10 protein-coding genes are annotated in these 11,344 nt (G+C 70.8%); 7 read left to right on the forward strand and 3 right to left on the reverse strand.

Annotation, left to right across the window (positions count from 1 at the left end; translation table 11 throughout):
• From NX782_RS25055 to NX782_RS25065, 3 genes are all read right to left on the reverse strand, one after another.
• Positions 1–621, reverse strand: coding sequence for a hypothetical protein (locus NX782_RS25055; RefSeq protein WP_258848223.1), 621 nt, complete (start codon positions 619–621; stop codon positions 1–3).
• A complete protein-coding gene (locus NX782_RS25060; protein WP_258848224.1) occupies positions 618–1,907 on the reverse strand; it encodes a hypothetical protein in 1,290 nt (429 codons plus the stop codon). The genes NX782_RS25055 and NX782_RS25060 overlap by 4 nt, the downstream gene beginning before the upstream one ends.
• A gap of 89 nt (positions 1,908–1,996) precedes the next feature.
• Positions 1,997–5,161 carry a penicillin-binding transpeptidase domain-containing protein gene (locus NX782_RS25065; RefSeq protein ID WP_258848225.1) on the reverse strand — a complete coding sequence of 1,055 codons (3,165 nt, stop codon included), beginning with the start codon at positions 5,159–5,161 and terminating at the stop codon, positions 1,997–1,999.
• A 195-nt stretch (positions 5,162–5,356) separates the two neighbouring features.
• Here NX782_RS25065 and NX782_RS25070 point away from each other — a divergent pair, with 195 nt between their 5' ends.
• From NX782_RS25070 to NX782_RS25100, 7 genes are all read left to right on the forward strand, one after another.
• Complete coding sequence (locus NX782_RS25070) at positions 5,357–5,584, forward strand: hypothetical protein (protein WP_258848226.1); 228 nt, start codon at positions 5,357–5,359, stop codon at positions 5,582–5,584.
• A gap of 297 nt (positions 5,585–5,881) precedes the next feature.
• Entirely contained in the window at positions 5,882–6,436 is a 555-nt protein-coding gene (locus tag NX782_RS25075; RefSeq protein WP_258848227.1) for a YXWGXW repeat-containing protein, read from the forward strand.
• A 72-nt stretch (positions 6,437–6,508) separates the two neighbouring features.
• The gene (locus NX782_RS25080) at positions 6,509–7,192 is read left to right on the forward strand and encodes a ribonuclease HI family protein (RefSeq protein ID WP_258848228.1); all 684 of its coding nucleotides are present in this window, start codon (positions 6,509–6,511) and stop codon (positions 7,190–7,192) included.
• Positions 7,173–7,835 (forward strand): HD domain-containing protein, encoded by a 663-nt coding sequence (locus NX782_RS25085; RefSeq protein WP_258848229.1) that lies wholly within the window; start codon positions 7,173–7,175, stop codon positions 7,833–7,835. Before NX782_RS25080 ends, NX782_RS25085 begins: the two co-directional genes overlap by 20 nt.
• Before the next feature lie 95 nt (positions 7,836–7,930).
• Complete coding sequence (locus NX782_RS25090) at positions 7,931–9,175, forward strand: MFS transporter (RefSeq protein ID WP_258848230.1); 1,245 nt, start codon at positions 7,931–7,933, stop codon at positions 9,173–9,175.
• The gene (locus NX782_RS25095) at positions 9,172–10,047 is read left to right on the forward strand and encodes an EamA family transporter (RefSeq protein ID WP_258848231.1); all 876 of its coding nucleotides are present in this window, start codon (positions 9,172–9,174) and stop codon (positions 10,045–10,047) included. Before NX782_RS25090 ends, NX782_RS25095 begins: the two co-directional genes overlap by 4 nt.
• A gap of 114 nt (positions 10,048–10,161) precedes the next feature.
• Positions 10,162–11,344 (forward strand): cyanophycinase (locus NX782_RS25100; protein ID WP_258848232.1); only part of this gene is annotated, 1,183 nt, incomplete at its 3' end.

The following is an 11,344-nucleotide window of genomic DNA, read 5'->3' on the forward strand; positions in this document are numbered from 1 at the left end:
TCATCCGGCAAGCGGTCCGGTGGTGTCGACAGCTTCGACGCTGAAGGCGGCGTCGGCTGCCTGCAGGTGGGCTGCCGGCGCGTCGGCAAACGGCCAGGCCGCCTCGCACTCGCCGTCGGCGTCGAGCCGGCCTTCGAGGATCGTGCGGCCGGCGCCATCGCGCACGCGCAGCGCCGCGCGCGCCGCCAGCAGCGCGGGCGCGAAGGGCGCGTCGGCGGCCAGCTGCAGGATCGCGCGCCAGCCCTCGCCCTGCGGCAGCAGGTGCAGGGTGAACCAGCCGTCGTCGGTGCGCAGCGCCTCGACCTGACCGCTGCTGGCGGCGCGCAGGCGACCCTGGCTGCCGCGCCAGCCGGCTGCAGGGCTGGCTGCAGGGCCGGCCTGCGCGGCCCCGGCATGCTGCTGCCGCCGTTCGATCGCCAGCTGGCGCAGGCGGCGCGTGGTCAGCGGCGAGGCCTGCAGCGCGGCGCGCTCGCCCGCCGTCAGCGGCCGGCTGCCGTCCAGCGCCGCCAGCAGCGTGGCGTCGGCCAGCACCAGGCGGTCGCCCTCGACGCGGCGGTCCAGCAGCAGGCGTTCCTGCAGGCGCCGGTCCAGCGTGTTTTGCGCTGCGGTGTTCGTGTTCATCCCGTTCTCCTCATGGTTGCCGCTTGCAGGCGGGCGATCGCCGCGTCGCGCCGCTTGCGCAGCGTCGGCAGCGATACCTGGGCCAGGCCGGCCAGCTGCTGCATGGTCGGCAGCTCGCCGGTGGCAGGGTCGCGCCAGGCGTCCGGATAGGACTCGTCGCCCGGCCCCAGCAGCTTCGCATACACGGCCAGGCGCACGACCAGGCCGTCGTCGCATAATTCGCGCGCCACCCAGCCGGCGCGCGCTTCGGCTTCGCCCGCTGCCTGCATGTAGCCGGGGGGCAGTGAAACCGCCGTGGCCAGCACATCCAGTTGCGGGTCGTGCGGCAGCGGCGCCTCCGGCCCCGCTTCGGGCGCCTGCTCGTCCTCCAGCGCCTCCTGGCGCGCTTCCAGGATCAGGTCGGGTCCGGGGGTGGCCGCCTGTTCCGATTCCTGCAGCACGCGCCAGTAATCGTCCATCCACAGCGCGGCATCGTCGCGGTCCTGCAGCCAGTCGCGGTCCTGGTTGGCCGACAGCGCCTGGTAGTCGCCGATTTCGCGCAGCATCTCGCCGATCTTGTCCGGCGCGGTCTTGAGGTTGGCAAAGCGCTTGGAACGCGTGTGCAGCGGCCCGACACCGCCGCCGAAGGCTTCGAGGGTCTCGCTCCAGCGCAGCACCCATTCGGCGCGGCAGTCGGCGATCGTGCGCAGCTGGCGTACCTCGATCGGCACGCCCTGCAATTCGCGGCCGAGGATGGCGCCGACCTGGGCGCGGTGCTGTTCCCAGTCGGCGAACAGGCGCGCGATCTCGCCGTAGGCGGTGTCGAGCATGCGATAGGCGTAGATCCGGTTCGGGCTGCAGGGGCGGCCGCAGGCGGCCTGGTAATTGTCGGCGTCGACCTTGTCGCGCAGGACCGCGTACATGTCGTTCAGCTTCTTGCGCAGCAGCGCCTCGCCGCCGGCGTCAAGCCAGAACCCGGCGATGCGCGCCTGCTCGTGCGCGACCGCCGCGCAGAATGCCTGCCAGTCGGCGGGCCGCGCCTGCAGCTCGTACAGCAGGCCGAGCGCCAGTTCCAGCACGCTGTCGCCATAGCTGTTGCCGGACGCCCGGGCACGGGCGCCATGGCGCCCCTGGCGCAGCCGCTCGCCGGTACGCTCGACATATTCGGCCAGCAGGCCTTCCCAAGCGGCCGCATCAGGCAGACGTGCGGGATCGACGCCGCGCAGGGCCGCCAGCGAGCATTGCCCGAGCAGCTTGCGCACCTCTTCCCAACCTGGCTCCTGATACCGGGTTCCCGGCAGACGCATACCTTCCTCTTTCGTGTGTTCAGCAAATGATGCCATACAAACACAAAAGCGAGGCGCGCTGATGGACCGGAATTACCCGCCAATTCGCGCTACGGCGTCGATCCGGCTTCCTGCATGGCGCGCAGCACGGCGGCCACCACCGGCGCGGCGTGGGCACCGCCGGTTTCTTCCGAACGGCTGACGAACACGGCAAAGGCCAGGCGCCGGGACTGGCCCGGCAGGCTGCCGGGTTCGAGCCAGCCGGTGAACCAGACCGTGGCCAGGTCACCGTCGCCGACCGGTGCGGTGCCGGTCTTGCCGTACAAGCCCTGGCGCAGCCGGGCCAGGTCGGCGCCGCGGAAGGCACCGGCGGCGGTGCCGGTATCGATCACGCCCTTCATGCCGGCGCGGATGCGGTCCAGGCGCAAGTCCAGCGCCGGCCCGTCCACCGTTGCCGCCTGGCGCCCGTCCAGGCTGGCCAGCAGGCGCGGCCTGACGACCCTGCCCTCGCCGACCGCGGCCGCCACCAGCGCCATCTGCAGCGGCGTGGCCTGCATGCGCAAGCCGATCGCCATCTGGCGCAGTTCGTGGCGGGTATGCACCGGGTCGATGCCGCTCGGGCTGCCCTGCAGCGCGTCCCAGGCCGACCATGCATAGTCCGCCGGCAGCAGGCCGCCGTCCAGCCGCAGCGCCTGGCCGAAGCCGAGCTTGCGCGCCATCGCGACGATCGGCCGCACCTGGTCCAGCGCGCCGGGCTGCAGCGGCTGCAGATCGGGCGCGCCGCCCTCGGGCCGGCCCAGCAGGCTGCGGTCCGACAGTTCCCCTAGCCAGGCGAACCAGGTGTTGAGGCTGTAGGTCAGCGCCTGCTGCAGACCCAGGCGGCCATCCTGGGCGCGCCGGTCCAGGCCTTGGTCGCGGAAGTTCGTGATGCGCGCGCGGCCGTCGACCGGATACGTGGCCGCATCGGTACGGAAGGCATAGCCGCGGGCTGCGGCGGCGGCGTTGATAGCGGCCAGCGGTTCGCCCCCGAGCAGGCTTTCCAGGCGCCGATCCTGGCGCGCCGCCAGTTCCAGGCCGAGCGCGCTGACGATCTTGAAGGTCGAGCCCGGGCTGCGCTCGGCGCCGCCGTCGTGCTGGAAGGCGGGCAGGCGCAGCGGACTGGCGGCCGGATCGATGCGGTCGAAGTCGCGCGCTTCCGCCCAGTTGGCGGCATCGACATGGCCCGCGCCGGCGCCGGCCGCTGCCAGCACCTCCCCGCTGGCGGCATCCAGCAGCACCATGCCGGCCTGGCGTCCGCTCGGCGCGGCGCCGCCCCCTGAACAGCGGCGGCCGTCCCAGCTGCCGCGGCGCATGGCAATGCAGTCGAGCGCGCCCTGTGCCTGCGCCTGCAGGCCGAGGTCGAGGGTCAGCGTGGCGCGGTGGCTGCCGGCACCGGGCAGGCGCGCCAGCATCCCGGCCACGCTGTTGGCATGCCCGGCCTGCACGCCCAGCAGCGGCGCCAGGCCGGCCCGCCGCGCCTCTTCGCTCGGGGCGCCGTCGATCCACAGGCTGCGGCCGTGGCGGTCGGCCAGCGCCACCTCGGCGCGGGCGCCGGCGCGCGGGCCCTGGCCGGTCGGCAGCGCCTGCCAGGCCAGGGCGCCATCCTTCAGCACCAGGTGGCGGTAGCGGGCGTCGCCGGGGGCGGCCAGCGCGTCCATGCCGAGCGGCGCCGCGTCCAGGACCAGTTCGCGTGCGCCGGGTTCGAGCGCCAGGTCGAGCACCTGCACCTCGTCCGCGCTGCGGCAGGCGCGGCCGGCGCAGGCCGGGGTGGCGGCGCGCACCTGGGCGCCTTCGATGCCGGCCAGGCGCCCGACCAGCATCAGCTGCAGCGTGTCGCCGGCACGCGCCGGCGCCGGCAGGGCCAGGCGCAGGCGCGCCGACTGCCCGCCGAGCGGCCAGGCGGCCACCCGCTGCCATGCGCCCCAGCCCTGCGGCAGACGCGCGAACAGGCGGGTGGCGGCGGCCGGCAAGTCGCGCGCCAGCGCTGCCGGTGCACCGCCCGCTTCGATCCGCCAACGTGCCGCATTCTCGTCCACCCGTGCGCCGTCCGCGGCCGGCCGCAGGCGCCAGGCCAGCAGCCGGCGCTCGCTGTTGAAGATACGGACCTGTTCGCGCACGAAGTCGCCGTCCGCATGGCGGTACAGGCGCTCGAGCAGGCGCTGCGCATCGGCGTCGATGACGACCTGGTCCCAGCCGGTACGCCCCTGCGCGCGCCAGGCGGCCAGGTCGGGCGGCGCCAGTTCGGCCAGTCCATCGGCACCCAGGCGCAGCAGGCCGCGTGCGGCGAGCGCGTCGAACAGACGCCAGTCTTCCATCGCAGGCGCCGGCTGGGACGGCACGGTGTAGACGCCGGGCGCCAGCCAGGCCTCGCGCGGCGCGCCCTGCGCCGGGAAGGCCAGCAGCATCGCCCGCGAGCCCGGCTCGGCGGCCGGCCGGAACAACTGCAGCACCAGCTCGCCGGCGGCGCAGCTGCTGCTCGAACGGCGCAGGATGCGCAGTGCCTTCTGGTCCCACAGCAGCCAGCCCTGGCGGCCCAGCCGGGCCTGGCCGGTGGCGGCGGTCTGGAGCAGCGTGCCGGCGTCTCCGGTCCAGCGCGCCGGATATCCCTCCCAGCGCAAGCCCGGCGCCGCCGCGCTGCCGGCGATCTGCACGCGCGGCATGGCCTCGTCGGCCAGCACGACGTTGCGCAGCGCGACCGGGGCGCTGGCCGTCGCATTGCGCGCCGCCAGTGCCGCGACCTCGTCGAAGCGGTAACCGATCCGCAGCGGCAGCAAATGTCCGCGTGCCGGGTCCGCCATCTGGCTGCACAGGTCGATGCGCTGGGCTGGCTCGGGACGCAGGCCGGACAGGATCAGCAGCGCGACGTCGCCGTGCGGCTCGAGCCTTACCGCCGGACCGGATGGCACCGTGAACGCGGCGCCCGGCAGTACCGGCTGCAGCGCGGCCAGCCCGTCCGGGCCGCTGGCCGCCGCCTCGCCCACTGCCGCGATCCAGCGCGCATGCACGCCGATCGCGACGGCGCCCAGCAACGCGAGCAGGCAGCAGACCGCGCCCAGCCAGCGCAGCGCAGCCGGCCGGGCCGCCAGGCCGGCGAGCGCAGTCCGGGCACCAGGCGACGACGACGACAACGACGACGACGAACGCGTCCGCGCGCGCGCCTGTCCCGCCCGCAGATTGCGCGCGCGCCGCCAGCGCGCCTGCCCCGCCGCGAGTAGCCCGAACACCGTCACCGTCATGCCTGTCCTCCGCTCGTCATTGTCGAGTGCAGCTAGCTGAGGGCGCCTGAAAACGCGCGGCTTCGGCGGCGGCTTTTCGCATTTCATCCCGCTTTTTTGGCGTCCTGTCGCAAGCCGCTGGAGCCGGAAGGCGCGCATGGATACAGTGCACACATCGAAACACGATTTACCACCCAACCGAAAAGGAGAAACATCATGAACGTCCTCAAACACATGGAAGCCGCTTTCCTGTTCTCGCTGAGCGTTGCCGGCGTCGCCAGCGTCGCGATCGATGCCATCCCGCCGGCCCAGGCCAGCGTCCCGGCCCAGGTGCAGGTGGCTGTGCAGCCGAACATCCCGGTCGTGCACGTCAGCGCCAAGCGCATGACCGAAGCCGAAAAACGCGCTTCACTGCAGGCTGAACGCGCCGGGAGCCGCACTTGATCGCCGGCGTCCGCGGGCGGCACCGGTAGCCCTGCCGGTTTGCCCCCGCGGCCGTTCGATCGCCGCATTACCTTCTCCGCAGCACCTCTCGTTTCCCCTTCCGTTTTCCAGCGCCCACCAGGCCGCGCAGGCGTTTTCACGTCGTTTCCACGTGCAATGTGGCTGCAAAACATCGCAGAACGGCCCATATCTGTATCAAGTGTAAGAAGGTCTTTCAGACGCGCACAGCCGCGTTTTAGCGGGCTATAGTGGAATCGTCGTAACGCATCTTGATCCGCACTGGACTGGAGACAGAACATGAAACGCACCCTTACCCTTGCAGCCCTGATCCTTGCCGCCGCAGCTGCCGCTCCCTTGCCTTCGCTTGCCGCGAGCAACGTCAGCCTCTACATCGGCAGCGCGCCGCCGGCTCCCGTGTACGAGCGTATCCCGGCGCCGCGCCACGGCTATGTCTGGGCACCGGGCTACTGGAACTGGAATGGGCATCGCCATGTCTGGGCACCCGGCTACTGGGTGGCCGAACGTCCGGGCTATGTCTACAACGCCCCGGTCTGGTACCAGGGCAACGGCGGCTGGTACATGCAGCCGGCGCGCTGGAGCCCCTACGGCGGCGGCTATGACCGTGGCTACCGCGACCGCGACCGCGATGGCGTCCCGGACCGCTATGAGCATGGCCGCCGCGGCTGGGACCGCGACCGCGACGGCATCCCCGACCGCTACGAGCACGGCCGCCGCGGCGGACGCTGGGATGAAGACCGCGACGGCATCCCGAACCGCTATGACCGCGACCGCGACGGCGATGGGGTGCCCAACTGCTACGACCGCCGTCCGGACAACGCCTGGCGCCGCTGATCGGCCCACCTGGTTTCCCTTTGAGAGCGCCGCTTTGCCGGCGCTTTTTTTGTTTTCGGGTATCCTTCCGGCATGATTGAGCATTACCGTCTTCAACAGATTGCCTACAAGAGCGAGCGCGCGGCCAGCCGGCGCCTGGCCAGTGCCGAGGGCCTGTCCGACGAGCAGGCGCTGCGCCGCACGCTCGAACGCGCCGCCGGGCAGGCCGGCCTGGCCGCCCTGGTCGAGGCTCGCAGCGCGGACCGGCAGGCGCAGGCCAAGCGCGACGCCGCACGCGATGCCCTGCGCGCACAAAAGCGTGAACAACAGGCCCGCCGCCACGACGGCGCAGTCACCGCCTGGCGCGCCTGGTTCGACGGCTCGGCAAGGCCGAACCCGGGCCGTTGCGGCATCGGCGCCCGGCTCGAAGGCCCCGATGGCACCGTCGAGATCTCGCAGGCGGCCGGCCACGGCAACAGCAGCGAAGCGGAATACCGCGCCCTGATCGCGCTGCTGGAAGCGGCCGTCGCGCGTGGCGTGGCCGGCCTCACCGTCTACGGCGACAGCCAGGTCGTGATCGGCGACGTCACCGGTCCCGACCTGCTCGCCGCCCCTTCGCTGCTGGCCTACCGCAGCACGGCGCGCGCTTTGATGGCGCAAATCGACGGCCTGGCGCTGCGCTGGGTGCCGCGCCACAAGAACAGCCTCGCGGACGCGCTGTCGCAGCGCGCCTTCGATTTACCTACTTCCGATACCGATGCAACAGAACTCTCCTGAACTCCAAGAATGGCGTGCGCGCTTCGCCGCCCTCGCACTCGAATGCGCCGCCGGCGACCTCGATGGCGCCCACGATGCCAGCCACCTCGACCGCGTCTGGCGCACCGCGCAAACCCTGCTCGCCGATTATCCGGAGGCCGACGTGCTGGTGGTGCTGGCCGCCTGCTACCTGCACGACCTGGTCAACCTGCCGAAGAACGATCCGGCCCGCGCCACCGCCTCGCGCCGTTCGGCCGAACTGGCGCGCCAGCGGTTGCCGGCGCTCGGCTTCCCGGTCGAGAAACTGGACGCGGTCGCCCACGCGATCGAAGCCCACAGCTTCTCGGCCGCGATCACCCCGCGCACGCTGGAAGCGCAGATCGTGCAGGACGCCGACCGCCTCGACGGCCTCGGCCTGGTCGGCTTGGCGCGCATGTTCTACGTCGGCGGCAAAATGGGCACCGGCCTGGCGCACGGCAGCGATCCGCTGGCGACCGCGCGTCCGCTCGACGACCAGGCCTATTCGCTCGACCACATCGTGGTCAAACTGGCGCGCCTGCCCGGCATGATGCAGACCGCCGCCGGACGCCGCCTCGGCGAGCAGCGGCTGGCAGTGCTGACGGACTTCCGCAACGCCTTTGCTGCCGAGTGGAGCGGCACCTGACCGCGGCTACCTCCTGCTCATCTCCTGCTTACCTCCTGTTATTAACTGACAGTCAACAGTGCTAACATGGCATTTTCGTCCTCCGCGCGAATGCCATGTCCAGCACTGCAAGTCTCGCCAGACCCTCGGCCGGCAACCTGAACTTCGTCCTGATCTGCGTGTTCATCGACATGCTGGGGATCGGCCTGATCGTGCCGGTGCTGCCGGCCCTGGTCGGCGAATTCGTCCACGGCCGCGAGCAGCAGGCACTCTGGTACGGCGTGCTGTCGGCGGTGTTCGGGCTGATGCAATTCCTGTTCATGCCGATGGTGGGCGCCGCCAGCGACCGCCTCGGACGCCGCCCCATCCTGCTGTACTCGATGGGCGGCATGTGCATCAACTTCCTGGCCACGGCCTGGGCGCCGAACCTGGCCTGCCTGTTCATCGGCCGCGTGATCGGCGGCGCGTCCTCGGCCAGCATGTCGGTGGCCTCGGCCTACGCGTCGGACGTCACCGGCCCCGAGGACCGCGCCAAAAGCTTCGGCAAGATCGGCGCCGCCTTCGGCCTGGGCTTCGTGTGCGGCCCGGTGCTGGGCGGCCTGCTCGGCAACGTCTCGCTGCACCTGCCCTTCTACGTCGCCGCCGGGCTGTCGGCCGCCAACTTCGTGTACGGTTATTTCGCGGTGCCGGAATCGCTGGCGCCCGGCCGGCGCAAGCCCTTCCGTTTTTCCGATATCCACCCCTTCGCCGGCCTGGCGCGACTGGCCAGGCGGCGCGAGATCCGCGGCCTGGTCGTGGTCTACACCCTGGTCACCTTCGCCCAGATGATGCTGCATTCGACCTGGGTGCTGTACACCACCTTCCGCTTCGGCTGGACCCCGCGCGACAACGGCATCGCCATGTTCTGCGTCGGCGTCGCCAGCATCGTGGTGCAGGCCGGTCTGCTGGCGATCCTGATCCGGCGCTTCGGCGAGGTGCGGCTGTCGCTGCTCGGCCTGGCCTCGGGCGCCGTCACCTACATGCTGTACGGCCTCGCCACCCAGGGCTGGATGATGTACGTCTTCATCCTGTGTAACCTGCTGGCCTTCGCCGCCGGCCCGGCGCTGCAGGGCATCATCTCGAAGACCACCGGCGCCGGCGAACAGGGCGAGTTGATGGGCTCCCTGCAATCGGTCGGCAGCCTGGGCGTGGTCCTGATGCCGCTGCTCGGCACCTTCCTGCTGGGCGCCGCCAGCCATCTGCCGCCGCAGGACTGGCGCGTCGGCGGCCCCTTCTTCCTGTGCGCCGGCATGCAGGCGGTCGCCATCTTTGTCGCGCACCGCTACTTCCGCGCACGGGCCCAGGGCCGGGTCAAGGCGTGAGCGCCGGCATCCCGCCCCAGGTCATCGCCGCGGTGCTGGGCGCCGCCCTGCTGCACGCGACCTGGAACGCACTGGTCAAAGCGCGCGGCAGCGCCGATGCCCCCGCCGATCCGCAACCGGCCGCGATCCTGGTGGTGCTGGGCGGCGCGCTGACCAGCGCCCTGCTGCTGCCCTTCATGGCCGCACCGCTGCCCGCCAGCTGGCCTTTCATCGCCGCCTCCAGCGCCACCCAGTGCGCCTACTACCTGCTGCTGATCGAAGCCTACCGCCACGGCGACATGAGCCATGCCTACCCGCTGATGCGCGGCAGCGCGCCGCTGCTGGTGGCGCTGGCGAACGGCCCGCTGACCGGCGAAACCCTGCGCCCGGGCCAGTGGCTGGCCATGTGCCTGATCTGCGGCGGCGTCCTCGCCATGGGCCTGGCCCGCGCGCCGCAGACGGCCGGTACCCAGCGCAGCGCCACCATGTTCGCGCTGCTGACCGCCTGCGTGATCGCGCTGTACACGATGATCGACGGCGCCGGCGTGCGCCGCTCGGGCGCCCCGGCCGCGTACACGATGTGGATCTTCCTGCTGACCGGCCTCGTGCTGACGGCGTGGACCGCGCGCCGCCGGCGCCGTGCGCTGATCGACGCCGCGCGTGCCCGCCCGCTGCTGCTGCCGGTGGGCGGCGTCAGCACGGTCGCCTCCTACGGCATCGCCTTGTGGGCGATGACGCTGGCGCCGGTGGCGGCCATCGCCGCGCTGCGCGAGACCTCGATCCTGTTTGCCACCGGCATCGCCGCCCTGTTCCTGCGCGAACGCATCGGGCGCGCACGGCTGCTGGCAGTATTCCTGATCGCCTGTGGCGCGGTTGCCATGCGTTTGGCATGAATCAGCGCCCTTGGTGGGAATGTGCGCATTTGTTTCATGCCGGCTTTGCTAAGGTCATGTAGTCTGCGTAGAGCACGCTTCCCGGTTCGCACTTTTCCCCTGGACGGAGGTTCCATGAAGTTCCGTAATCAATCCCTGTGTGTCGCTGCATTTCTGCTGGCCTCGAACGCCGCTTCCGCCGCGAAGGCGGTGACGTATTCCTATCTCGGCAATCCGGAAACCGCGACGGTGACCGCCAAGCCCGTATCCTGCGCCCAGGGCGCGTGCAGCCCGTCGATCGCGCTGGTGGGCGGCGGCTACGACGTCGGCGAAGCCTTCCGCTGGATGATCGCGCGGGCCGGCATCACGAAAGCCACCGGTGGACGCTTCGTCATCATCCGCGCTACCGGCACCGATGCCTACAACCCCTACGTCTTCAGCCGGCTCGGGCAGATCGATGCCACCACGCCGCGCAATTATGAGCTGGTGGGCGGCATCGACCTCGGCGTGACCTCGGTCGAAACCCTGATCGTCAACAGCCGCGCCGCCGCCGAAGACCCGCAGGTGCTGAAGGTTGTCGGCCGCGCGAATGCCATCTTCATCGCCGGCGGCGACCAGGCCGATTACTACAACTATTGGCAAAGCACCTCGCTGGCCAACCTGATCCAGAAGGCGGTGACCGCCGGCATCCCGGTCGGCGGCACCAGCGCCGGCACCGCGATGCTCGGGCAATATGCGTTTGCGGCCTTGAACGGCGCGGTGGATTCTTCCGAGGCCTTGAGCAACCCCTTCAACAAATACGTCACGATCGATCCGCTGAACACCTCGTCGAAGAAATTCGTGCAGACCGGCCCCTTCGTGAGCGTACCGACGCTCGCCAAGACCATCACCGACACCCATTTCAATACGCGCGACCGGCTCGGCCGCCTGTTTGCCTTCGTGGCGCGGATCGGCAATGGTTGCACAGGCGGGGTGGCCAATTATGGCGAGGTTGCTGGCATCGGCATCGACGAGGAAACCGCGGTGCTGATCTCCGGCGCACCCGGTGCGGCGAAAGCCGAGCTGGCGGTCAATCCCTACAACCCCGAAAACACGACTTCGCTCTACACCGCGCAGAATTCGGCCTACTTCGTCAAATACACCGGCGCGCCTTCGCAGTGCGCGTCCGGCTTTCCGCTGGTCGACAACAGTGGGATTCAGGTGTATCGCTTGAGTGGACAGCCTAGCAAACCGTCGCCGTATTCGACGGCGCCGCAGTACAGCTTCAGGGCGAGTGCTTCGTTCAATACGTCGAACTGGGGTTCGCAGACCGTGCAGA

The sequence above is a fragment of the Massilia norwichensis genome (assembly GCF_024753245.1).
GTDB lineage: Bacteria > Pseudomonadota > Gammaproteobacteria > Burkholderiales > Burkholderiaceae_D > Telluria > Telluria norwichensis.

Bases quoted from the DNA above. Each gene is read 5' to 3' on its own strand.
- NX782_RS25075 (WP_258848227.1), top strand. From the start codon at position 5,882: ATGAAACGCACCCTTACCCTTGCAGCCCTGATCCTTGCCGCCGCAGCT.
- NX782_RS25065 (WP_258848225.1), bottom strand. From the start codon at position 5,161: ATGACGGTGACGGTGTTCGGGCTACTCGCGGCGGGGCAGGCGCGCTGG.
- NX782_RS25060 (WP_258848224.1), bottom strand. From the start codon at position 1,907: ATGCGTCTGCCGGGAACCCGGTATCAGGAGCCAGGTTGGGAAGAGGTG.
- NX782_RS25085 (WP_258848229.1), top strand. From the start codon at position 7,173: ATGCAACAGAACTCTCCTGAACTCCAAGAATGGCGTGCGCGCTTCGCC.
- NX782_RS25055 (WP_258848223.1), bottom strand. From the start codon at position 621: ATGAACACGAACACCGCAGCGCAAAACACGCTGGACCGGCGCCTGCAG.
- NX782_RS25080 (WP_258848228.1), top strand. From the start codon at position 6,509: ATGATTGAGCATTACCGTCTTCAACAGATTGCCTACAAGAGCGAGCGC.
- NX782_RS25090 (WP_258848230.1), top strand. From the start codon at position 7,931: ATGTCCAGCACTGCAAGTCTCGCCAGACCCTCGGCCGGCAACCTGAAC.
- NX782_RS25070 (WP_258848226.1), top strand. From the start codon at position 5,357: ATGAACGTCCTCAAACACATGGAAGCCGCTTTCCTGTTCTCGCTGAGC.